Consider the following 24,760-nt stretch of genomic DNA (forward strand, 5'->3'; position numbering starts at 1 on the left):
AGGTCCACAGATGGACGCAAGCCAGCGTATAGATGAGATTCGTCAAACATTGAACCGATACAGCTACGAATACTACGTACTGGATCAACCAACGGTACCGGATGCGACGTACGATCAATTACTTCGTGAACTGACGGAGTTAGAAACAGAGCATCCAGAACTGATTACACCGGATTCGCCGACGCAACGCGTCGGCGCGGCACCGCTCGAAGCGTTCGAGAAGGTGACGCATGATTTACCGATGCTGTCGCTCGGAAACGTCTTTGATGAGACGGAAATTCGCGAATGGGTTGCTCGGATTGAGCGGTCGCTCGGACGTTCTACGACGTATGTCGCCGAACTGAAATTCGATGGACTTGCGATTTCGCTGAAATACGAAGACGGTCGATTCGTTCGTGGGGCGACGCGTGGCGATGGAACAGTCGGTGAGAACATCACGCAGAACCTACGGACGATCAAAGCGTTACCGCTGCGTTTGCAGGCAGAAGAGACGGTCGAGGTCCGCGGTGAGGCTTACATGCCGAAACAATCGTTCGAACGCTTGAATGAAGACCGGGCAAGCCGGGAAGAGACATTGTTCGCGAATCCGCGTAATGCGGCCGCAGGTAGTCTGCGTCAGCTGGATTCGTCGATTACAGCGTCGCGCAATCTGTCGTTGTTCGTGTATGGCGTCGGCGTCAATACGTTGACGGCCCGTTCACATAGCGAAGCGATGGCCCAACTCGCTTCACTCGGGTTACCGACCAATCAACATATGCAGACGTGTGAGACGGTGGAAGAGATTCTTGCCTATATCGCGCACTGGACGGAAGCACGCGCGAGCCTGCCATATGAGATTGACGGAATCGTCTTGAAAGTCGATCGATACGATGATCAGGAGGAGCTCGGCTTCACAGCAAAAAGTCCCCGCTTCGCAACAGCCTATAAGTTTGCAGCGGAAGAAGTCATGACGACGGTAGAAGACGTTGATTTCAGTGTCGGTCGGACCGGGAAAGTCACACCTCGCGCCCGTTTTGCACCAGTCGTCGTCGCAGGATCGACGGTGACGTATGCGACACTACACAACGCTGACTTCATCGCTGAAAAAGATATCCGCCTTCAGGACTCGGTCATCATTAAAAAAGCAGGCGATGTCATCCCGGCAGTCGTACAAGTCGTCACGGCAGAACGGACAGGAGAAGAGACACCGATCGTCTTCCCAACGCATTGTCCGGCCTGTCAATCGGAACTTGTCCGTCTCGAAGGTGAAGTCGACATCCGCTGTGTCAGTCCGGAATGTCCAGCGCAATTGATGGAAGGTATCATTCACTTCGTTTCGCGTCAGGCGATGAACATCGATGGTCTCGGTGAAAAAGTCGTCCGTCAATTGTATGATCATGAAGCAATCCGGACGATTGCCGATTTATATCGACTCGATCGTGAGGAATTATTGACGTTTGATCGAATGGGTGAGACGTCCGTTGATAAATTACTTGCGGCGATCGAAGCTTCGAAACAGAACTCGGTCGAGCGTCTCTTGTTTGGTCTCGGAATCCGTCTCGTCGGTCAAAAAGCAGCATATCTTTTAGCGGAACGTTTTGATTCGTTAGCAGGAATTGCAGCTGCAAGCTACGATGAGATTGTCGCAATCGATGGCATCGGTGGGAAAATCGCAGATTCAATCGTGAAGTACTTCGAACATCCGGAAGCACAGGCATTGATTCGTGATTTGGAACAACTCGGCGTTAATCAACGTTTCCTTGGGGAACGGGTTGATCAGACGAATGCACCACTCGGTGGCAAAACGATCGTCTTGACGGGGACGCTCGAGAGCTTAAAACGGTCAGAGGCTGGTAAACGACTCGAAGCACTCGGTGCCGATGTGACAGGAAGCGTCAGTAAAAAGACAGACGTACTCGTCGCAGGGGAAAAGGCAGGTTCTAAGCTGACGAAAGCGGAATCGCTTGGTATCGAAATTTGGGATGAAGCGCGTCTGTTAGAAGAATTAGCTAAACACGAAGCGTGAGAAGAATGAATGAGAACAATCAAATAAAAAGGAAGGCGGAATTCCGCCTTCCTTTTTTCGTGTTCATCCTTGTCACGAAGCAATCGTCTCGCTCCGAATCAAAGTACCTTGTTTGATGAGACGATTCGTTGCCGTTTCTGGTGGATCACAGGTGATTAATGTGATGGTTGGGGAAGCGACAGATTGATCGAGGACGGACAATGTCGTCGGTGTGACAAGACGACTGGATGTGATGCGGTACGTATACCGATGTGTTTTTGTCGTGACGACGACGGTATCGCCTTTTTTGACGTCAGGCAGGCGATTGAAATGAAGCCCTTCCGTGAAACTTCGGTGTCCGGCGAGCGCATAATTGCCTTTTCCGGGTGATCCGGTTTCTGGAATATGACCGATACTACGGTCTAAGACCGCTGTCGTCGAGCCTTCTAAGATGACTTGCTCGAAATCTATGCTTGGAATCGATAGCAGTCCAACACCTGATTTTGCGAGCGGTTGTTTCGTCTCTTTTGCATCGACGGTCTTTAGACTTTTTGTCCATTGTTCTTTTAAATTGGCTGCCTCTTGTTCACGCTGATAGTCACTGATGAAGGGCCAAGCGATCAGAGCGATGCCTGCGAGTAAAAAAAGCAGACCGATGAATTTACGACGTGTCATGAGAAAAAGTCCTTTCGGATACGCTAAGGCGCATCATCTTTTTTAAAAATCAGGGAAAAACTTGTCCTTCCCCGATGGAAAACGATTCTGTTATGATAAAGAGAACGATTTAAAAACATGGGGTGCAAATAGAGATGAACTATAAAACAGCAGTAGCGTTGACGTTATCGAGCACGTTATTTTTAGGTGCTTGTTCGTTCGACCTTTCGCCAACGAGCGATACGAAAGAAGTCATTACTGAAAGTGAACAAGGTAAGGAAGTCCAAGCCGTTGTCAGTCCAGCCATTGATACAACGGATTCGTACTACCGGACGGTCTTGCCGTTTCGTCCAAGTGTTGCACGTGGAATGACACAAAAACGTGTCAGTTCACGTCTTGAGCTTGATGAAATCGAAACGGGTTTAATGCGTCACTCGACACAGTTTTTTGATCCGGAAAAATACTATTACCAAGAAGGTCAGTTACTCGAAGCCGACCAAATCGCGAAATGGTTGTTGCGAAAAGGAAAAGCAGGCGATGGCGTCAGCGATCCTGAAGGTCTGAACCCAGCTTATACGTCTGGTAAGTCGTATAAAGAAAAAAATCAAAAGTCACCTATGATTCTATCGCATATCTTAGAGCAAGACTACATGCTTGAAGAAGATAAGAAACTCGAACTCGGTGGCACGTCGATTGCGCTTGTCTTAAATAGTGAGTATGTGTTCCAAGATGAAAACTATGGACCAACCTATACCGTTAAACTTGATGAAAAGAAAGTCGTTGCTGAAGGAAAGCGGATGGCGAATGATTTAGTCAAGAAGATGCGTAAGACACAAGGGATGAAGACGACACCGATTCACGTCGCTCTCTACCTCCAGGAAAAAGAAGGGTCACCGGTTTCCGGTCACTATCTCTCGTCTGCCTTCATCGGTCGCGGGAATCAAATCAGTGCGAACGACTGGAAAAACTACAATGAGCGCTATTATTACTACCCGTCGGCACGTGCGACGAATGATGTGCGGGATGATGCGGCGAAATTCGATTTATTCAAAGACCGTCTAGAAGACTACTTCCCGAACTACACTGGTATGATGGGGGAAGGCTTCTATCAAGAAGATGAACTGAAAAAGCTTGAGATGAAGATTCCCGTTCAATTTTACGGAAAAGCAGAACTCGTCGCATTCGTTCAGTACGTGACGTATCTGCTTGAGAATCGTTGGGAGTATAATCGAAACATTCCAACGACGATTACTGTGACGAACTTGAACGGGGATACGGAAGCGATGCTATTCCTCGATCCGGATACAAAGAAACCGATCGTCAAGATTCGCTGATTTCTCGATTTACTTTATGAAGCGACATTCCTCCAATGGACGGAATGTCGCTTTTTTTATATAACGGACGCTGAAAGAGAGAAGTATATGAATAAGAAAGGAAGGGTATGGAAGAAGAATGGTATTTTGTTTCACTTTCCCATTTTTTAGATTTACGAAAGCTAGTAGGAGAGAGCATAATGAAAGAAGAACAGTTCTACAAACAGGAACGACGCGGTAAGTGATGAATCGTTAGTTCTTTTAAAAAGAAGAGGATAAAGGGGAGATTTAGATGAAAGGCGGTATCTATTCACAAATCGGTGCAGTTCGAGAGGAACTACCATCATCCTCACGAAAAGTCGCAGACTATGTCTTGACGCATATGAACCAAATTGCGCGCATGACGATCCACCAACTTGCAGAGGAATCAGATACAAGTGCCGCTGCAGTCGTCCGCTTCTGCCGCGCGCTCGGATTAAAGGGATACCCGGAGTTGCGGATGCGCATTTCTGCCGATACAGCACGGACGGATTTAAAAGGGTATCACGATATCGAAAAGGATGAACGTCCTGTCGACTTGATTGAAAAAACGCTTAGTAACAGCATTCAAGCGTTACAGGATACTGCGAAGCAGTTGAATGATGAACGGATTGCGGATGCGATTGATGTGATTGATCAGGCACGCGCGATTTATTTTTACGGGATTGGGGCATCGCATGTCGTAGCTGAAGACGCTGCTCAAAAATGGACGCGTGTCGGGAAACTAGCGATTCAAGAAACGGACCAGCATCTACTTGCGACGATCTTAGCGAATGCACGTAAAGAAGATGTCTTCTTTGCGATTTCCTACAGCGGAGAAACGGAAGAGGTCGTCGAGTTGATCCGTTTGGCGAAAATCCAAGGGCTGAAGGTCATCAGTCTGACACGTTTCGGGGACAATCGGATCAGCCAACTCGCGGATATCGCGCTTTGGACATCACGCGCACCGGAAGCGCCGCTTCGTAGTGCAGCGCTCAGTTCACGTCTCGCCCAACTATTTGCGATCGATGTCTTGTTCTTATCGTATGCTGCGGGACATTATGAAGACACACTCGAACGTCTTCAATACACGCGAGAAAGCGTTAAGACACTGCATCAAAAGAAATAAGGGGGATACATATATGTCAGAACGAACTGCCGGACTAGACGCGTTGTATCCAGAAATGGTCGAGCGCCGTCGTTATTTACATCAGCACCCAGAGTTGTCGTTTCACGAAGTCGAGACCCCGCGTTATATCGCGCAACATTTAAAAGCGCTCGGAATCGAAGTCAGGACGGAGGTCGGCGGACGTGGTGTCGTCGGGTATATTCGTGGAGGAAAACCGGGGAAGACCGTCGCGTTACGTGCTGACTTTGATGCCTTACCGATTGCTGACGCTAAAGAGGTCGCGTATCGGTCAACGGTTCCGGGTGTGATGCATGCATGCGGTCACGATGGTCATACGGCGACGTTGCTGGCCGTCGCAGAGACGCTCATGCAACAGCGGGAATCATTACCGGGGAACGTCGTCTTGATTCATCAACATGCGGAAGAAGTCGTTCCGGGCGGTGCACGCGATATGATTGCGGACGGTTGTCTCGAAGGGGTCGATGTCATCTTCGGAACGCATCTTTGGTCAACAATCGATTTAGGACATGTCGGTGTTCGGACCGGTCCGATCATGGCAGCGGCTGATAAGTTCGAGCTGACCTTATATGGAAAAGGCGGACACGGTGCGAAACCACATGAGACGATTGATGCTGTCTTACTCGGGGCAACGATCGTTAAGGAATTACAATCAATCGTCAGTCGTCAACTCAATCCACTGGAACCGGCAGTCGTGACCGTCGGAACATTACATGCGGGGAATACGTTTAATGTCATCGCGGATCAAGCGACGTTGACAGGAACGGTCCGGACGTTTGATGAAGCGACAGCGGACGAGATCATCGAGCGGATGGAGCGGACGATCAAAGGAATCTGTGAGGCAGTCGGAGCAACGTATCACTTTACATACGAAAAAGGCTATCCAGCTGTCATCAACCATGCTGCACCCACCGCATTGATTGAATCTGTCGCACGAGAAGTTTTAGGAGACGAGCGTGTATTTGAGATTGAACCGACGATGGGTGGCGAGGACTTCGCTTATTACTTGCAACACGTACCTGGTGCGTTCTTCTTTACAGGAGCGGGAGATGCTTCGTATCCACCGCATCATCATCCGCAGTTTGATTTTAAGGAGCCGGCGATGCTCGATGCAGCGCGTATTCTCGTCGAAGCGACGTGGCGGTATTTAGAACAAGCGACTGAAGCATGAAAAAAATCGCTCGTCTTGACTCCGAAAAGGAATCAGGGCGAGCGATTGCTGTCTTTTTATCCTAAAATTTCTTGAACACGACCGACTTGACCGTCTTCTAAGCGCACTTTAATCCCGTGCGGATGCTGCGGTGATTTCGTGAGAAGGTCTTTGACGATTCCTTCTGTTCGTTTACCTGTTCGTTGATCTTGCTTCAACACGATGCTGACTTTAAGACCAGGCGTGATATTTTTACGTGTTTTACCGTCCATCTGTAAATCCTCCCATCGTTCATTTCCTGTTTGGCTATCAGTATAACATGGTTCAGTCGGTGAAACTTGTTTGTCGCAAGGACGTAAAGTGAAAAGAGAACAGAATGTCAGAAAAAAGTTTGACTATATTTGACCAATTAAGATACGACTTTTATAATTAAGGTAATGAAGTATAGGAAAAGGAAGTGAATTCGAATGGCAAAAGACTACTACCAAACACTCGGTGTCGCAAAGGATGCATCGAATCAAGATATTAAGCGCGCGTACCGCAAATTGGCGAAGCAGTATCACCCAGACGTCAATAAAGAGGCGAGTGCGGACCAGCGTTTCAAGGATATCCAAGAAGCCTTCGATGTGCTTGGAGATGAGGAAAAACGAGCGAAGTATGATCGATACGGCAGTAACTTCGACCAGATGGCAGGTGCTGGAGCTGGTGGCGCTGGAGATTACGAAGATCTGTTCCGACAGTTCGGAGGTGGTGGACGGACACGACCTGGACAATCGTTCGGATTTGAAGACATGTTCGGTTCGTTCTTTAGTCAGGAAGAAGTGTCGACCGATGAAGAGCTTGAATTGACGGTCCCACTCAGTCATCTTAGTACGAACGAAAAAGTCACGGTGCGTCTTGCGACGGGTTCGATCCAGCTGACGCTTCCGAAAGATGTCTATGACGGTAAAAAAGTCCGCTTACGTGGAAAAAGTTCAATGCGTAACCGACAAGGTGTCGCGGGAGATGTTTACGTGACGATTCACTTGAAGGATGACGATCAGTTCCGACGGGTCGATCAAGACGTCATTTCAACCGCCCGTGTTCATCCGACGACGCTTGTGCTCGGAGGCGAAGTCGTCGTAGATACGCTTGAAGGGAAACGAATCAAACTGAAAGTCAAACCGGGCACGAAACCAGGAGCACGACTCCGGATTCCGAATCGTGGTCTCAGTCAAGCGAATGGTCATCGTGGGGCGTTACTCGTTCAACTCGAAGTCAAGTTACCTGAGATGGACCGTGCCTTTTATGAAGAGTGGGAACGTCAACTTGCAGTGAAGGAGTGATCAAGGATGGATTTTGAACGTTTAACGGATCGGGCACACGAGGGAATCGTCTCTGCCCAAGCGATCGCGAAACAACGTCGTCATAGTGAAATCACAGAATGGCATTTGTTACTTGCCTTACTTGCTCAAGAAGAAGGGATTGCACGAGTCGTCTTTGAAAAGCTGAATCAACGGATTGAGACATTGAATGGAGCGATTGACGAGGCGATTGGTAAGCTTCCTGCTTTGTCCCAGGCGACGACGCCTCGGATCGGTAGCTCGTTGCTGAACGTGTTGACGGAAGCAGAGACGGAAGCGCGCCTCATGCAGGATGACTATGTCTCCGTCGAACACTTATTGCTAGCATTGATCAAACAATCAAGTCCAGCAGCTCAGTACCTACGTCGTCAAGGCATCACAGAAGAGACACTCCGGGAAGCGATCGTCAGTATGCGAGGCAATCGGAAGGTCACGACGAAAAATCCTGAAGAGACGTTTGATGTGCTGAAAAAATATGGACGTGATCTCGTAGCGGATTTCCGGTCTGGGAAAACAGACCCGGTCATCGGTCGTGATGATGAGATTCGACGTGTCATCCGGATTTTGAGTCGGAAGACAAAAAACAATCCCGTCTTGATTGGAGAACCCGGCGTCGGGAAAACGGCAATCGTTGAAGGACTCGCGCAACGGATCGTCCGAGGAGATGTACCGGAGAGTCTGAAGAACAAGCAGTTGTTCAGTTTAGACATGAGTGCGCTCGTCGCTGGTGCGAAATACCGTGGTGAGTTCGAAGAGCGACTGCAAGCAGTCTTGAATGAAGTCAAGGAAGCCGAAGGACAGATTCTCTTGTTCATCGATGAGCTGCATACGATTGTCGGTGCTGGGAAGACGGACGGCGCAATGGATGCCGGAAACATGCTCAAGCCGATGCTTGCGCGAGGAGAATTGCACTGTATCGGTGCGACGACGCTGGATGAGTACCGGAAGTATATCGAAAAGGACCCGGCGCTCGAACGTCGCTTCCAACAAGTCCTCGTCGCGGAACCAGATGTCGAGGATACGATCTCCATTCTGCGTGGACTAAAAGAACGATTCGAGATTCACCACGGTGTACGGATTCATGACAATGCGCTCGTCGCGGCGGCGATGTTATCCGATCGGTATATTACGGATCGGTTCATGCCGGATAAGGCGATTGATCTCGTTGATGAAGCATGTGCGATGATTCGGACCGATATGGAGTCGATGCCAGCTGAACTCGATTCGCTCGTCCGTCGAGTCATGCAGCTCGAAATCGAGGAAGCAGCGTTAAAGAAAGAGACGGATGAAGCATCCCGGAAACGACTCGCCGTCTTACAGCAAGAACTCAGTTCTGTCCGAGAAGACGAGAGTGCGCTACGGACACGATGGGAACGGGAGAAAGAGAGTTCGCAAAGTGTTCAGCAGTTACGTGCGGATCTTGAGAAAGCGAAACTGGCGTTACAAGAAGCGGAAGGGCGCTATGACTTGAACCGAGCATCGGAAATCAAGTACGGGCAAATTCCGGATCTTGAGGCACGTCTGAAAGTCGCGGAAGAGTCATCTGAACACGTCTCACACGAACTCGTTCGAGAAGCGGTGACGGAAGAAGAGATATCCGACATCGTTTCGAAATGGACCGGTATTCCGGTGACGCGGCTTGCTCAGGGCGAACGCGAAAAATTACTTTATCTTGAAGATACGCTTCATGATCGCGTCTTCGGTCAAGACGAAGCAGTCCGTCTCGTCGCGGACGCTGTCATTCGAGCGCGAGCAGGCATTAAGGATCCGAACCGTCCGATTGGCTCGTTCTTGTTCCTCGGTCCGACAGGGGTCGGGAAGACAGAACTCGCAAAAGCCTTGGCAGCGGCGATGTTCGATAGTGAAGATCACATCGTCCGTATCGATATGTCGGAGTATATGGAAAAACACAATGTCTCCCGTCTCGTCGGTGCGCCTCCGGGATACGTTGGTTATGAAGAAGGCGGTCAATTGACGGAAGCCGTCCGACGGAGCCCGTATTCGGTGCTGTTGTTCGATGAGATTGAAAAAGCGCACGGGGACGTCTTTAATATCTTGCTTCAGTTGCTAGACGATGGTCGATTGACGGATGCGCAAGGACGTGTCGTCGACTTCAAGAACACGATCGTCATCATGACGTCAAACATCGGGGCACCGATCCTGCTTGAAGCAGCCAAAGATGGTGTCATCGATGCAGCGGAAGAGGAAGCCGTTCGCCAAGAACTGAAGCGCCACTTCCGACCGGAGTTCTTGAACCGGATCGATGATACGATTTTATTCCATCCACTCCACCGGACGGAAATCGAACGAATCATCGACAAAGCGGTCGAGAAAATGAGTTCACGTTTATCTGGACGTGGTATTACGATTGATGTCACGGATGCTGCGAAGACGTTGATTTTCGAAGAAGCATTTGAACCACAATACGGCGCGCGTCCAATCAATCGTTATATGCAACGAACGATTGAGACGAAACTTGCCCGTGCCTTGATTAGTGGGGCGATTCAAGATGGTGCCCGGATTGCGATTGATGTAGAAGACGGTGAACTTGTCGTCCACGGATGAAGCAGATGCTAGAAAAAGGAGTCGACTCGGCTGAAACGAGTCGACTCCTTTTAGCGTTTACGGAAGAACCATATCCGTATCCGTCAGATGCGTGATAAGCTAGAAAAAAAGAGAAAGAGGGAACGCCATGAATGTTACACAAGCCCAACTCGAGGAGTTGATTGAAGAATGCCGTCCGTATACGGTGCTTGGACAAGTCGCCAGTTACATCCCAGAGCTTGCGAAGGTTGATCCGACACAGCTCGGAATCGCCGTCTGTAATGCCGACGGAACGTTCGTTTCGGCAGGTGATGCGGATACGATGTTTACGCTACAGAGTGTATCGAAGATCATCACGCTCGCATTCGTCCTCGAGACATTCGGAGAAGATTATGTCTTTTCAAAAGTCGGGATGGAACCGACGGGCGATGCGTTCAATTCGATCGCAAAACTCGAAGAGACGATTCCAACAAAACCGCTTAATCCAATGATCAATGCAGGAGCACTAGCCGTGACGAGCATGTTACCGGGAACGGATGCTGCCGATAAATTACTTCAATTGCGTCAATTCATCGCAAAGCTATTGGATATTGAAGTAGAAATGGTAAAATATGACGCAGATGTTGCTGAATCGGAATTCGAAACGACGGATTTAAATCGCGCATTATTGTACTTCATGCGCTATCACGGTGTCATCGAAGGCAATGTCGAAGAAATCATCGACGTCTATACGAAACAATGTGCGATTTTGACGAACTGTAAAGGACTTGCCATGATGGGGAAAATTTTGAGTACATCTGGAAAAACACCATCAGGACGCCAAGTCATTTCACGTCGGAACGCACGAATCATTCGAGCGATCATGACGACGTGTGGCATGTACGATGCATCTGGAGAATTTTCCGTCCAAGTCGGGCTTCCAGGAAAAAGTGGTGTTTCCGGTGCAGTCGTTGCTTGCGGTCGAAGTGATTTCGATATGGCTGATCTCGGAATCGGTGTCTTTGGACCATCGCTTGACGCAAAAGGAAACTCCATTGCCGGAACAAAAATGCTGGAATTACTCGTTCAACGTCATCCATGAGCGATTTCAATCTGATCAAGCGCAGAACGTAGCTCGTCCTCTAACCGCTTGATCTGACGCAAACGCTCTTCTTGATAAGCAGATGGAACCTCGAAAGAGCGCCATCTTTCTAATCGCTGATACGTATCATTGATGTGTCCGAGTCGTGTCTGGGTTGTCTTTAGACGATCAACAGCAGACTTCGGTTGATGCGTGTAGGGACGAAGGTACTCGACCGTATAACGGTATGCTTTTGTAGCAAGCCGTAATTCATGCATCCGTTCGACACGCTTCGTTCCATCCTTTCGTTGCACTTTTTCAAATTGTTCACGTTTTTTCTCATAGCGTTTCTCAGCGGCCTGAATCAGCTCTTTTTCTGACATCCGCTTGAGGCGCTTTGTCATCGGACCAGCTAAAAAGCGACGAACGGATCGATCCAGTTCATTGGAGATCAAGAGATGCATCGTCTCGATTAAAGTCGAACGTTTTCCTTGAAGTTGCAGAGCGACATGGTTCGCGAACAACTGATCGATTTCTGTTTTGTTTGAGGTCGCTTCGAGTTGTACGTCGAGGTCACGGACTTCGCCGAAAGCATGCATCAGCCGCTTCCAAATCAAATAAACGGGTTCCTCCGTCAAATCGACCAATCGGGCGAATGTGATCAGTTTCCGTAACCGAATCCGCGCTTGATGGACATCTTCCGGATTCTCAAACGTTTGAGCCTCTTTGGCATAATGATTGAAGGTCGACCATGTCTCAAGCAGTTCGAAAGTCAGCTTTTCAGTATCTCGATGGTTCATGAGATGAATCCCTCCTCGGATTATTTTCGTAAGAGTTCAAGAGTGCTAGGTTTTAAAATTAAGGAGGACTCCTCCTGAAATGTGGTGGAAACATGTTAGAAACAGTTACGTTCTCAGGAAAGATGAAGCAATTCATGAAAATTTTCTTTCCCATCCTCGTAACGCAAGTCGCGTTTTACTTAATTAGTTTTTTCGATACGGTCATGGCCGGTCGATATGGTTCTGCTGATTTAGCAGGCGTCGGGGTCGGAGCAAGTCTCTGGGCACCCGTCTACACAGGACTGACCGGTATTCTACTTGCCGTCGCACCGCTCGTTTCCCAAGCGATGGGAGCGAAACGCGAGCGGGAAGTCAAACGGATCGTCATGCAGGCGTTGTACGTTGCTGTTGTGATCATTGGTTTGACCGTAGTCATCGGACTTATTGCTGTCAATCCGATTCTCGAACGGATGGAGTTATCAGCAGAGGCGCGTGAAGTCGCGCGAAATTATCTCGTGATGTTAGCACTCGGGATCGTACCGATGTTCGTTTTCTTCGTTTTACGAACACTCGTCGATTCATTAGGTAAATCAAATATCACGATGGTCTTACTACTAATCTCTTTACCCATTAACGTCCTTTTCAATTATCTATTCATCTTCGGAAACTTCGGTTTTCCGGAACTTGGTGGAGTGGGCGCGGGAGTTGCGACTGCCATCACGTACTGGATTCTCTGTCTAGCGATCATCGCTGTCGTCTTCAAAGGAGAATTATTTCAACGCCTTGGGATTCTGCGGCGCTTTTACCGTCCAGATATGAAGCGAATCAAGGAATTGATTCTACTCGGTGCTCCGATTGGTCTAGCGATTTTTTCTGAAGTCAGTATTTTCTCGGCGGTCACGTTGCTGCTCGGAGCGTACGGCGATGTCATCATCGGTGCCTATCAAGCGGCCATCAACTTCGCTTCGTTCGTCTATATGATCCCATTATCTGCTGCGTCCGCTTTGACGATCACAGTCGGTTTTGAGGTCGGTGCCAAACGAATCAAGGACGCTGTCCAGTACGTCGTCATTGGATTGACGATGTGTGTTGCCGTCTCCTTGTTCTCCGGGATCTTGTTGTACTTAAAGAATGAAGAACTTGCCGCTTTATATAGTCGTGATCCTCAAGTCATCGAAGCAGCCGCACACTTCATGATTTTAGCGATTTTCTTTCAACTGTCGGATGCCGTTGCTGCACCGACGCAAGGTGCATTACGTGGATTCAAGGATGTCAACGTCACCTTCTTGTTGACGATTGCTGCCTACTGGGTCATTGGACTACCATTAGGTTTTTATCTCGAACGCTATACGACGCTCGGGCCAGATGGTTACTGGTGGGGATTGATCATCGGTCTTGCGGTCGGAGCAACGCTACTACTTGTTCGTCTTATGCATTTAATCCGTAAATCAAGGAGGCTGGCAGCTTGAAATTCTCAAAACAACGCATCATGACGATTGCGAAGATCATCTTGCCGATCGTCTTGATTGGATTCATTTTTTATCAAGGACAAAACGAATTGCGTAGTTTGTCGCTACAGGAATCGATTCAAGCGATTCGTCAAGTCCCATCTTGGCAATTCATCCTGTTGATTCTCGCAGGTCTTGCGGCAGTCTCGACGATGTTCTTTTATGACTTCTTCTTATTACGTTCATTGGAGGCGAAAGCACCGATCGGACTAATCTTCCGAGCATCCTGGATTGCGAACTCCTTTAACGGCATCATCGGATTCGGCGGTCTCGCTGGGATGGCGATCCGCTCCGCTCTTTATCGACCATTCGTTGAAGGTGGTCGTTTGTTGAAGGCGATCGGCTGGATGGCACCGACGTTGATCAGTGGATTGTCCATCTTATCTGCCTTATCGCTTCTGCACGTTTTTCCGGCGTTCGAAGTACTCGATTTAAAAAAATGGCTGTGGCCCGTCATCATTGGTGTCGCATTCTTCTTTCCACTCTATCTGCTGTTCTCGTTTCGACGAGGCAATAGTAGCATCCATCCGAAATCGATTGCGTTATATTCACTCGTCTCACTCGCAGAATGGTTCAGTGCTGGCGTTGTCGTCTATCTGATTTTGGCAGCGCTCGGAACGGATGTCAGTTTCTCAAAAGTCATCGGTGTTTTCATCATCGCTGCGACAGCCGGTTTGATCTCGATGGTACCGGGTGGGTTTGGTTCGTTTGACTTAGTGTTTTTGATCGGCATGCAGCGTGCGGGTGTCGAGGAAGGCATCGTCTTGACAGGATTATTGATCTACCGTCTTGTCTACTACTTGATTCCGTTCCTGATCGGTGTCATTTTCTCAGCTCGGGAGTTCAGCGGTCCGGTCGTCAAGATGATCGAAGACAAACCGATCGTTGGTCCATCGATGGAGGTCGGGGGCGTCATTTGGCGCTTACAACTGCGATTCCTCAGTAAAATTCGTCATTTCACACTCGCATTGATCACACTCGTTGCCGGGATCACGATCTGGGGATTGGCGATTCTACCACCTGTCTCGACGCAATATGAATATTTGGAATCGAAATTACCGCATGAAGCGCTGTTACTCGCGAATAGTTTCTTCTTGATGGGCGGCTTATTGTTCGTCCTCTTATCGACAGCACTGTATCGTCGAACAAAACGGTCGTTATATATGATGTACGGGGCATCTTTTTTCGCATTGATTGGAATGGCACTTCGTGGTTTTAACTTGATTTCTTTCCTTGCCGTCATCCTCGTTCTCGTCTTGCTACTGATGTCGCGAAAAGCATTTCACCGAGAACGAACGCTCATTACGACGACACGCTTCATCCGGGTTGCCTTCGCTGGTCTATTGTACATTGGAGGATTCGTCTTTTTTGGATACGCCTTCTATACACTCGGATCAGCAGATGGAACAAAAGTGTATCCGGCACACGAAATTTTCATGTTTGCAGCGAGTGCCTCTATCTTTGCGCTCGTGTATGTTCTCGTCTTCATCCGCTTATTCAACACATTCAATCAACCGGTTCTCGGTGAGCGATTCGATGCTGAAAAGATCGAATCGGTATTGCGTGAGCAGGGTGGGAATTATTTGAGCCATCTCGCGTTTCTAGGTGATAAACGTTTCTTCTTCTCCGAAACAGGACGTTCATTCATCCAGTTCAGTCAGACTGGTAATCGGATCATGGTCCTTGGCGACCCCAGTGGAGATCCGAAGGAACATTCACAAGTCATCGCGTCTTTCTTACGTCGCGTCGAAGATCTTGGATATATTCCGAACATCTATCAAATTCAAGCGCAAAATATGTCTCTCTATCATGATTTTGGCTTCAACTTCTTCAAACTTGGTGAAGAAGCGATCGTTGATATTCCATCTTTCACTGTATCAGGAAAAAAACGAGCTGGACTTCGGTCGATTAAAAATCGCTTTGAACGAGAGGGCATGACGTTCGAAGTAGTCGAGCCACCTATTTCAGGAACTCTATTAGCAGAACTACAAGAGGTCTCCGACGAATGGTTAGGCGGTAAGTCCGAGAAAGGCTTTTCGCTCGGTTACTTCCACGAACCTTATTTAAACCGGGCACCGATCGGCATCATGCGTGAAGCGGAAGGACGATTGATCGGGTTCATGACATTCATGCCTGCTTACCAAGAAGGGGTCCTATCGATTGACTTGATGCGTTTTCGACCAGATGGACCGAATGGAATCATGGATGCGATGTTCATCCGACTATTCGAGTATGCGAAAGATGAAGGCTACCACACGTTCAACATGGGAATGGCTCCGCTTTCGTCTGTCGGAGAAGACGAGACGTCCTTCTGGCAAGAACGTGTGGCAGCGGATGTCTTCAATAATATTCGCTACATGTATAGCTTCACCGGTCTACGACGATACAAAGAAAAGTATGATCCAAAATGGGAAGGACGATATCTGGCTTACCGAAAGCGTCAATCGTTACCGATGGCAATCTTAAAAGCAACGCGTCTGATTTCTCGAAAGAAAGACCGGATTTTATTACCATGATCGACTGACGCATGAAGTCGGCAATCGACGGGTATACAAAGGGCGACCCTATATCTACGGATATGCGGGATCGTCCTTTTATAATTTTGTTTAAATGTACAAAGGTCTATACAACTAGAATTAATCGCGTTATACTAGATACGGAAGCAAGTCATGGAACGGATAGAGAAAGGAAGATGCCAGATGACAGTGATCATCAATGCTCGGATTTACACGGGAGAGCAGACGATTGAAGACGGCTTCATTCGTTTTGACCGAACAATCGAGGCGATTGGACCCATGTCGAAATTCGAGGAAATCGCAGGAGAAGAGATGATCGATGCGCAGCATCAATCACTCATTCCGGGAATGATCGATGTGCATATTCATGGGGGATATGATGTCGATGTCATGGATGGAGATGTCGAGAGGTTGCGTCATTTCAGCCGACAGATGTTACAAGAAGGTGTGACATCATTTTTAGCGACGACGATTACTCAGGACTGGGGAAATATCACACGCGCGCTTGAGACGGTCCGAGAAGTCGTAGCGCAAGACGATACAACGATCGTCGGCGTTCATCTTGAAGGACCATTCATCAATCCGGATTATGCGGGTGCACAGCCTCACGAACATATCGTCGAACCGGATGTCGAGCAGTTCTTGAAATGGCAAAAAGCAGCAGGGAACACGATCAAGCTCGTCACATACGCTCCGGAACGCCCGGGAGCACGGGCGTTCGAAGAAGCGGTGCGCTTGACGGGTGCGATTCCGTCAGCCGGACATACAGACGCGACGTATGCCCAAAACCAAGCCGGTCACGTCACGCATGGTACCCACCTCTACAATCAAATGCGGGCACTTCATCACCGGGAACCAGGCACGGTCGGATATTGCCTCCTGACACCAGACGTCTATGCGGAGATCATTCCGGATGGGATTCACAGTGCGCCAGAAATGGTCGACTTCGCCTACCGAATGAAAGGCGCAGATCGACTGATCGTCATCACGGATGCGATGCGTGCAAAAGGATTAGCTGATGGTGAATATGAGTTAGGTGGTCAGGCTGTATTCGTTCGAGACGGTGCGGCACGTCTTGAAAACGGTAGCTTAGCTGGAAGTGTCTTAACGATGGACGCCGCCTTACGGAATATCATCGCCTATACAGGCTGTTCGCTCGAAGAAGCGGTCCGCATGACATCGGTCAATGCGGCAAAAGAACTTCAATTGACTCAAAAGGGAAGCCTCTCGGTCGGCAAGGATGCGGACATCGTCCTGCTCGACGAAGCGCTACACATTCAAGAAACGATTCATCGTGGTACGCGACACCGGATCACGAACGGAAAGGAGTCTACCTCATGAAATGGATGATCGTAGAAAAAGGAGAAGAATTAGCACAGGTGGCCTATCAATTTTTGAAACAGGAAATTGAGCGTCACCCGGAAGGTTTGACGGTAGGACTGGCAACGGGAAGTTCACCGGTCGGCGTCTATGAAGAATGGCGGAAGGATTCGCTCGATTGTCGACATGTGACGACGGTTAATCTAGACGAATATGTCGGTCTCAGCCCAGAGCATCCACAAAGTTATCATAAGTTCATGCAAGAGCATCTATTCAAAGATGTCGCGTTTAAGGAATCATTCGTTCCAATCGGGGACACAGAAGATCCCGTGCGCGAAAGTGAACGATATGAAGCGCTCGTCCGCAATCGAGGAATCGACATTCAATTACTTGGAATCGGAGCGAATGGACACATCGCCTTCAATGAACCAGGTACACCGTTCGATGCTAAGACACACGTAACGGAATTGACAGAGTCGACACGAGAAGCGAACCAACGATTCTTTGATCGATTAGAAGAAGTACCGACGAAGGCGATCACGATGGGAATCGGTACGATCATGGAAGCGAAGAAAATCCTTCTCGTTGCTTCTAGTGAACGAAAGGCAGAAGCGGTTCGCGACATGATGGAAGGTGTCGCAACAACGGATTGTCCAGCGACTGTACTCAAGCGTCATGCTGATGTCATGGTGATTTTGGACGAAGAAGCTGCATCTTTATTGTCAGATGACGCTAAACGTACAGGACGAGCGGCTTATCTGAATTTCATGAAAGTATGACGATGGAAGAGCGATGAATCAAAAGGGATAGAGACAATCATTGGATTGACTCTATTCCTTTTTTTGATTCTGTTGAGCCTAGTCTCAAGCGATTTTTTATTTTGATAGAAAGGCATCAACAGGACATATACCAAGATCATTCAATCTCATGATACAGCGCACTAAGGGTCCATGATTTTTTCAGTGCAACGATTCCATACGATTTCTTTAATCGAAACGTAAATTGACATTTCATTAAATGTACGGATAATGGAGATTAGCGAACTTTACGGAAAATTTACATGAAAATGAGGGTTTACATGATGGAAACGCGATCCGCACGAAAGAGACAACCAAGTGCTGGCAAGATGTTCTTAAAGGTCATCGCTGCACTCGTCCTGCTTGTCACAATCATCGGTTCTGGATATGCTGGAGCTGTTTTTATTAAAACGCAAGAAACATTGGCAAAGACGCAGATTAAGATTCCTGGCTCAAAGGTGAGCTCTAAATATGATGATGTTCCGTCTGAATCGTTCTTGATTCTTGGAACGGATGAAACGAAAAAAAGTAAAGAACGAAATGAACCGGCGCGATCAGATGTCATGATCGTCGGAATCTTAAATAAAAAAACGGAACAATTAGTGTTGACGAGTATTCCACGTGATTCACTCGTGAACATCGATTATTCGAAATACGATGTACCTTATGGTAAGACAGGTGTTGAGCAAGATAAAATCACCCATGCCCATTACTTCGGTTCGATGGATCAATCGAATTCCTATAATGGGATTAAATTAGCACGTGAAACGACAGAAAACCTACTCGGTATTCAAATCGATCACGTTGTTAAAGTTAATTTCCAAGGATTTGTTCAATTGATCGATGCATTGGACGGCGTAGACATCGATGTACGATATGCGTTCAAAGAGCAAGATTCAAAACGTAAAGCCGGTACTGTCACTGTTGATAAAGGGATGCAACATTTAACAGGAGAGCAAGCACTTGCTTACGTCCGGAACCGTCATGATGATCCGCTCGGTGATATCGGACGCGGTCAAAAACAGATGCAAGTCATTCAGGCGGTCGCCAAAGAAGCGGCAAGTTTCCGTTCCCTCAGTGCATACCGTGATATTTTGGATGCTGTCGGTGATAACGTCGAAACGAACTTAGGTCCGAACGATTATACACGCTTAGCAGATTTCACAGCAGCGCTACGTAATACGACGGAGTACCAACTCGCTGGAGAAGGCTACATCGGTATTAGCGGGAAATGGGAATACCATCTCGATCCGAATCAATTGGAGCAAGTGAAAAGTAATTTAGCGAAAGCGATGCAAGGTCAAGAAGTCGAACCGATCAAGGAAGAGACAGACCCGGCACAAAGTACGACAGAAGAGTCAATTCCCAATACAGAAACTCAACAATAAGCGTTGGAAAATCCCCTTGTATCGTCACTGTACGACGATACAAGGGGATTTTTAGCGTTGGCGTTCCATTTCGACGGTGAAGGTATAGCGGTCGCCGCGGTAAGCGGAGATGACGTATTCAAACGGTTGCTCCGTCGCGAGATACGTCAGTTGCTCGACGGATAAGACAGGCGAAGCGGTCGATAGACCAAGATGACCCGCCTCTTCCTTTGTTGCAAGACGTGATTCGAACGTTTGACTCGCACGTCCAAGATTTAATCCGCTCGCTTCTGCAAATGCATAGAGCGATGCGGTCGCGACGTCTTGATCGAGTCCAGGTAAGAGCTGTTCCGGGATATAGACGGTCTCAAGGGCAAGCGCTTGCTCATCTGCGATTCGTAAACGTTTCAATTCATACACGGATGCCCCTTCGCGAATCCGGAGCTTGTTTGCGATCGTCATCGACGCGTCGATGATTTGATAGGAGAGAAGCGCACTCGTCGGTTCTAGTCCAAGATGTTCCATCTCTTCCGAGAAACTCGTCAAGCCAGACAGTTGCATGACGATTTTTTTATTCGCGACGAATGTTCCTCGTCCTTTTTGACGAATCAAGTAACCGGCGTTGACCAAGTTTGAAATGGCTTGCCGGACCGTCATTCGGCTAATTTGATGCGCTTCCGCAAATTCGCGCTCGGACGGAATTAGATCGCCAGGTTGAAGAACACCGCTTTCGATTTGTTGTTTTAAGGCAGCTTCGATTTGATAGTAGATGGGGAGTGGTGAATTTTTATTGATATGCTGAATCACGGCATTTCGTCCCTTCGCGATCGGTAGTCTTTCGTCTAGTGTACTAGGAAAAAGGCAAGCCGACAAACGATTCTGGATGAAATATGGCATAATACAGAGTGAAACTGACAGAGAAAGGTGGTCGAGGCATGCGCCCCGAACAAATAGAATCCGATGTCCGAACCTTTCAGACATCCATTCGCGCAACAAAACAAGTAGACAGCTATTGGGTTGCTTTAGAGAAAAGTTACTTCTATCCGGAGAGCGGTGGACAGCCGGCGGACCGTGGAACATTGAACGACCAACCGGTCCTTGACGTCCAAATCGAAGACGGTGTCGTCTGGCACCAACTGGCGACGCCGCTCACAGGTGACGTCACCGGGATCGTAGATGACGCAGTCCGGATCGATCATGCGGCGCAGCATACGGCACAACATGTCATCTCTGCAATCCTACAAGATGAATCAAATATCAAGACACTTAGTTTTCGGACGGGAAGTGAGGTCTCGACGCTTGATATCGAGACACCTGAATGGACAACTCTGCAACAAGAACAGCTGGATCGACGATTACGCCAGGTGATTGAACAAGGATTACCGATCACAGCGACCGAGTATGACGAGGCGGAAGCGCTACGTTTACCATTACGAAAAACACCACAAGTCGAAGGACGAATTCGCGTCGTTCAAATCGGTACACTCGATTATAGTGCCTGTGGTGGAACGCATCTCGATTCGACGGCACAGCTCGAGTCGATTCTCTTTACTGGAGTCGAACGAATTCGTGGAAATATTCGTCTTTCTTATGTCGCAAAGGAACGGGCATATCAACTCCTACAGGCAGAACGACGAGCTTTACGGGAAGCAGCGCAAGCTTTATCAGTCAAACCGGTTCAAATGCTAGAAGCCGTCCAAGCGTTACAAGAAGAGCAGAAACGCTTAACGAAACAGGTCGAACACGCCCAGGAACAACTTGCGACGTTCACACTCGCTCATGCTTTAGAACAACAAGAAGGCATTCTTGTGTTCGAACATCTGGATGAAGAAATCAAAATATCCGAGCAACTTGCTAAAGCGATTCAAGAAGCGGGACGCGTCGGCGTCGTCTGGAATGCGACGACGAACAAGTTACTGATGAGTAGTCCAGGTGAACCCCATCTCGGGAAGTTCGCTAAAGCACATGTCAAAACATTTAATGGGCGAGGCGGAGGAAATGCGGTTCAGGCACAGGCACAATTTACGAATCGGGATGATGCGATGGCATATGTCGATCGATTACGGGAGGAATATCAGTCATGACAGTCATTCAAGTACGTACAGCAGAACAACATCAAGCCGTCCGGATGATCCGGGAGCGTGTCTTCGTCGAGGAACAAGGCGTACCACGCCATCTTGAATATGATACACATGATGAAACAGCAATTCATCTGCTTGTCCTCGATGAGCAGAGTCGACCGGTCGCAACGGGGCGTACCCGTCCATATGACGACCAACGGATGAAGGTAGAGCGTGTCGCGACGCTAGCGACAGCGCGAGGAAAAGGATACGGTGGCGAGTTGATGCAGGCGATGGAACGAGTCGCACGTCGCGAAGGGAAGCAATTGCTAACACTCGGCGCACAAGTCCAAGCGATCCCGTTTTATCAAGGACTCGGTTATACGATCGTCTCCGATGAATTCGATGATGCGGGCATCCCACACCGGACGATGGAGAAAAAAATGTAAGTTATTTTGAAAGAAATCCTGCAAAAAGGGTTTCTTTTTTTTGTTTTCTATGTATATATATAATTCATAATGAATTTTTATACAGACAGATGAATTTAAAACCAGGAGGGAATTATACATGTCGAAACAAAAATTGATCTTAGCGTACTCTGGGGGACTTGATACATCGGTAGCCATCAAGTGGTTGAGCAAGGACTATGACGTCATTGCCTTATGCATGGATGTCGGAGAAGGAAAAGATTTATCCATCATTAAAGAAAAAGCACTCCTCGTCGGTGCGATCGAATCGATCGTCCTCGATGTTAAAGAAGAATTCGCACAAGACTTCGTTTTACCGGCACTTCAATATGGCGCGCATTACGAAAATGCCTATCCGTTGATTTCAGCGCTTTCGCGTCCGTTGATCGCAGAAAAGCTTGTCGAAGTCGCGCATCAGCACGGTGCGACGGCAGTCGCTCACGGATGTACCGGAAAAGGGAACGACCAAGTCCGGTTCGAAGTTTCAGTCGCAGCACTTGATCCATCACTCGAAGTCATCGCACCGGTCCGGGAATGGAAATGGTCACGGGAAGAAGAAATCGCCTATGCGAAAGAAAACAATGTGCCGATTCCGATCAACCTCGACAGCCCATACTCAATCGACATGAACCTTTGGGGACGGAGTAACGAATGTGGTGTCCTAGAAAACCCTTGGACAGAGCCACCGCAAGACGCTTATGCGTTGACAGTAGCGCCAGAAGACGCTCCGGATCAGGCAGAAGAAGTCATCATTGGCTTTGAAGCAGGTGTTCCGGTCTCGATCAACGGAACGACGTATCCACTGGCGAAACTGATCACGGAACTGAACATCATCGCTGGTGCACATGGGGTCGGACGGATCGACCACGTCGAGAACCGTCTCGTCGGTATCAAATCGCGGGAAGTCTATGAGTGCCCAGGCGCAACTGTGTTACTCAAAGCGCACGCTGCACTCGAGACGATTACATTGACGAAGGACGTCGCGCATTTCAAACCACTACTCAGCAAACAATATGCAGAAACAATCTACAACGGTCTCTTCCATGCACCGTTGACGAAAGGCTTGAAAGCATTCTTGACAGCGACACAACAGGACGTCACAGGAGAAGTTCGCGTTAAACTGTTCAAAGGAAACGCAACTGTGACAGGTCGTCAGTCCGCTGTCTCGCTCTACGATGAGAAACTTGCGACGTACACGAAAGAAGACGCATTCGATCATGAAGCAGCAAAAGGCTTCATCAAATTACACGGACTTGCCGTTTCGACGCATGCGAGCGTACATCGTCAGGCGGGTGTCACGAAATGACCAAACTCTGGGGTGGACGTTTTACGGAAAGTGCTTCCGCTCAAGCGGAAGCCTTCGGAGCATCGATCACGTTCGATCAAAAATTAGCGAGCGTCGATTTAAAAGGCAGTCTCGCACACGCGCAGATGCTATTTGAACAAGGGATCCTCGCTCAAGACGAGTGGACACAAATCGAGCAAGGACTGAAGCAACTGGAAACGACGTTAGCGGATCATGTGTATACGCTAGCAGATGAAGACATTCACATGAATCTCGAGCGTCTATTGACGGAACAGATTGGTCCGGTTGCAGGAAAACTGCATACGGCACGGAGCCGAAATGACCAGGTCGCAACGGATTTACATCTATGGATGGAACAACATGTTGAAGCGTTGACGACGGCATTACGCGAGCTCCAGTCGGTCATCACGGAACAAGCGGAGCAACATATCGAGACGGTCATGCCAGGGTATACGCATTTGCAACGGGCACAACCGATCTCGCTTGCGCATCACTTGCTCGCTTATTTCTGGATGTTCGAACGTGATGTCGAACGGTTGACGGATAATCAAAAACGAATTCGGAAATCACCGCTCGGGGCAGGTGCGCTCGCGGGGACGACATTCCCGATCAATCGTTTCCGGTCTGCTGAGTTGCTCGGTTTTGAGTCGGTCTATCCAAACAGTCTTGATGCTGTCTCGGACCGTGATTTCGTCATCGAATACCTCGGGATCGCTTCGACCGTCATGATGCATCTCTCGCGCTTTTGTGAAGAAATCATCATCTGGGCGTCGCAAGAATTTAGCTTTATCGAGTTATCCGATGCCTTCTCAACAGGATCGAGCATGATGCCACAAAAGAAAAATCCTGATTTCGCTGAGTTGATTCGTGGAAAAACGGGGCGCGTCTACGGTAACCTGATGGGCTTCTTGACGACGATGAAGGCATTACCACTCGCTTACAATAAAGACATGCAAGAGGATAAGGAAGGGGTCTTCGATACAGCAGATACCGTTCTCCAATCCGTTCAAATCTTCACTGGAATGATTGAATCTGCGACGTTTAAGACCGAAGCGCTCAAGAAGGCGACAATGCAAGACTTCTCGAATGCAACGGAACTCGCTGACTACCTTGTAACGAAAGGCATACCGTTCCGGGAAGCGCATGAAATCGTCGGCAAAGCCGTCCTTTACTGTGTGCAGAACGGTTGTTTCCTGAAGGATTTGAACCTCGAGACGTATCAAACGTTCCATCCGGATATCACGGAAGACGTCTATCCGCTCCTCGATCCGGTTCAAGCAGTAGCACGCCGGACTAGCTACGGCGGGACAGGGTTTGCTGCCGTGTCGGAGCAACTCGAACTCGCGAAACAGCATCTTGCGAATTGACGAATTTTGAAAAAAAACAGTCAAATGACTGGATTTAACAAAAGATGTCTGCTATAACTG

General features: G+C 48.4%; 20 protein-coding genes. 16 read left to right on the plus strand and 4 right to left on the minus strand.

Translation table 11 applies throughout. The features are described 5' to 3' along the window. The first annotated feature begins 10 nt into the window (after positions 1-10). The gene (ligA, locus tag ASF99_RS01020; protein WP_047394971.1) at positions 11-2,005 is read left to right on the plus strand and encodes an NAD-dependent DNA ligase LigA; all 1,995 of its coding nucleotides are present in this window, start codon (positions 11-13) and stop codon (positions 2,003-2,005) included. 72 nt (positions 2,006-2,077) lie between these two features. On the opposite strand, the gene ASF99_RS01025 is transcribed toward ligA, so the two are convergent. After that, positions 2,078-2,659, minus strand: a complete 582-nt coding sequence (locus tag ASF99_RS01025; protein ID WP_023467085.1) for a class D sortase — start codon at positions 2,657-2,659, stop codon at positions 2,078-2,080. A gap of 134 nt (positions 2,660-2,793) precedes the next feature. On the opposite strand from ASF99_RS01025, the gene ASF99_RS01030 reads away from it, so the two are divergent. The 3 genes from ASF99_RS01030 (at position 2,794) to ASF99_RS01040 (ending at position 6,287) form a co-directional block, all read left to right on the plus strand. After that, a complete protein-coding gene (locus tag ASF99_RS01030; protein WP_023467087.1) occupies positions 2,794-3,972 on the plus strand; it encodes a CamS family sex pheromone protein in 1,179 nt (392 codons plus the stop codon). 271 nt (positions 3,973-4,243) lie between these two features. Beyond that, positions 4,244-5,098 carry a MurR/RpiR family transcriptional regulator gene (locus ASF99_RS01035; RefSeq protein ID WP_050678993.1) on the plus strand — a complete coding sequence of 285 codons (855 nt, stop codon included), beginning with the start codon at positions 4,244-4,246 and terminating at the stop codon, positions 5,096-5,098. Between the two features lie 13 nt (positions 5,099-5,111). Beyond that, a complete protein-coding gene (locus tag ASF99_RS01040) occupies positions 5,112-6,287 on the plus strand; it encodes a M20 metallopeptidase family protein (RefSeq protein ID WP_055966589.1) in 1,176 nt (391 codons plus the stop codon). A 56-nt stretch (positions 6,288-6,343) separates the two neighbouring features. Here ASF99_RS01040 and ASF99_RS01045 read toward each other — a convergent pair whose 3' ends face one another. Then, the gene (locus ASF99_RS01045) at positions 6,344-6,538 is read right to left on the minus strand and encodes a YwbE family protein (RefSeq protein ID WP_023467094.1); all 195 of its coding nucleotides are present in this window, start codon (positions 6,536-6,538) and stop codon (positions 6,344-6,346) included. Between the two features lie 195 nt (positions 6,539-6,733). Between ASF99_RS01045 and ASF99_RS01050 the strand changes: the two genes are divergently transcribed. From ASF99_RS01050 to glsA, 3 genes are all read left to right on the plus strand, one after another. Continuing rightward, positions 6,734-7,591 carry a DnaJ C-terminal domain-containing protein gene (locus ASF99_RS01050; protein WP_055966593.1) on the plus strand — a complete coding sequence of 286 codons (858 nt, stop codon included), beginning with the start codon at positions 6,734-6,736 and terminating at the stop codon, positions 7,589-7,591. Between the two features lie 6 nt (positions 7,592-7,597). After that, positions 7,598-10,174 (plus strand): ATP-dependent chaperone ClpB, encoded by a 2,577-nt coding sequence (gene clpB, locus ASF99_RS01055; RefSeq protein ID WP_055966595.1) that lies wholly within the window; start codon positions 7,598-7,600, stop codon positions 10,172-10,174. Between the two features lie 127 nt (positions 10,175-10,301). Further along, on the plus strand, positions 10,302-11,234 hold the full coding sequence (glsA, locus tag ASF99_RS01060) for a glutaminase A (protein ID WP_023467099.1): 933 nt from the start codon (positions 10,302-10,304) through the stop codon (positions 11,232-11,234). Here the strand turns inward: glsA and ASF99_RS01065 are convergent. Then, positions 11,225-12,013, minus strand: coding sequence for a CHAD domain-containing protein (locus ASF99_RS01065; RefSeq protein WP_023467100.1), 789 nt, complete (start codon positions 12,011-12,013; stop codon positions 11,225-11,227). The two genes, glsA and ASF99_RS01065, sit on opposite strands and share 10 nt — an antisense overlap. 92 nt (positions 12,014-12,105) lie before the next feature. On the opposite strand from ASF99_RS01065, the gene ASF99_RS01070 reads away from it, so the two are divergent. From ASF99_RS01070 to ASF99_RS01090, 5 genes are all read left to right on the plus strand, one after another. Then, positions 12,106-13,461 (plus strand): MATE family efflux transporter, encoded by a 1,356-nt coding sequence (locus ASF99_RS01070; RefSeq protein ID WP_023467101.1) that lies wholly within the window; start codon positions 12,106-12,108, stop codon positions 13,459-13,461. Next, the gene (gene mprF, locus ASF99_RS01075; protein ID WP_023467102.1) at positions 13,458-16,016 is read left to right on the plus strand and encodes a bifunctional lysylphosphatidylglycerol flippase/synthetase MprF; all 2,559 of its coding nucleotides are present in this window, start codon (positions 13,458-13,460) and stop codon (positions 16,014-16,016) included. Before ASF99_RS01070 ends, mprF begins: the two co-directional genes overlap by 4 nt. 183 nt (positions 16,017-16,199) lie before the next feature. After that, the gene (nagA, locus tag ASF99_RS01080) at positions 16,200-17,357 is read left to right on the plus strand and encodes an N-acetylglucosamine-6-phosphate deacetylase (protein WP_023467103.1); all 1,158 of its coding nucleotides are present in this window, start codon (positions 16,200-16,202) and stop codon (positions 17,355-17,357) included. Then, on the plus strand, positions 17,354-18,115 hold the full coding sequence (nagB, locus tag ASF99_RS01085; RefSeq protein WP_023467104.1) for a glucosamine-6-phosphate deaminase: 762 nt from the start codon (positions 17,354-17,356) through the stop codon (positions 18,113-18,115). The genes nagA and nagB overlap by 4 nt, the downstream gene beginning before the upstream one ends. A 299-nt stretch (positions 18,116-18,414) precedes the next feature. Next, positions 18,415-19,521, plus strand: a complete 1,107-nt coding sequence (locus ASF99_RS01090; RefSeq protein ID WP_235147617.1) for an LCP family protein — start codon at positions 18,415-18,417, stop codon at positions 19,519-19,521. 51 nt (positions 19,522-19,572) lie between these two features. Here ASF99_RS01090 and phnF read toward each other — a convergent pair whose 3' ends face one another. Next, positions 19,573-20,307: a phosphonate metabolism transcriptional regulator PhnF gene (gene phnF, locus ASF99_RS01095; RefSeq protein WP_023467107.1), complete on the minus strand. Its 735-nt coding sequence runs from the start codon at positions 20,305-20,307 to the stop codon at positions 19,573-19,575. Between the two features lie 128 nt (positions 20,308-20,435). On the opposite strand from phnF, the gene ASF99_RS01100 reads away from it, so the two are divergent. From ASF99_RS01100 to argH, 4 genes are all read left to right on the plus strand, one after another. Further along, the gene (locus ASF99_RS01100; protein ID WP_023467109.1) at positions 20,436-21,584 is read left to right on the plus strand and encodes an alanyl-tRNA editing protein; all 1,149 of its coding nucleotides are present in this window, start codon (positions 20,436-20,438) and stop codon (positions 21,582-21,584) included. Continuing rightward, positions 21,581-22,009, plus strand: coding sequence for a GNAT family N-acetyltransferase (locus ASF99_RS01105; RefSeq protein WP_023467111.1), 429 nt, complete (start codon positions 21,581-21,583; stop codon positions 22,007-22,009). Before ASF99_RS01100 ends, ASF99_RS01105 begins: the two co-directional genes overlap by 4 nt. Positions 22,010-22,127: 118 nt before the next feature. Further along, a complete protein-coding gene (locus tag ASF99_RS01110) occupies positions 22,128-23,333 on the plus strand; it encodes an argininosuccinate synthase (RefSeq protein WP_023467113.1) in 1,206 nt (401 codons plus the stop codon). Continuing rightward, positions 23,330-24,700, plus strand: a complete 1,371-nt coding sequence (gene argH, locus ASF99_RS01115; RefSeq protein WP_023467114.1) for an argininosuccinate lyase — start codon at positions 23,330-23,332, stop codon at positions 24,698-24,700. The genes ASF99_RS01110 and argH overlap by 4 nt, the downstream gene beginning before the upstream one ends. The last annotated feature ends 60 nt before the right edge of the window (positions 24,701-24,760 follow it).

The organism is Exiguobacterium sp. Leaf187, from assembly GCF_001423925.1.
GTDB classification, from domain to species: domain Bacteria; phylum Bacillota; class Bacilli; order Exiguobacteriales; family Exiguobacteriaceae; genus Exiguobacterium_A; species Exiguobacterium_A indicum.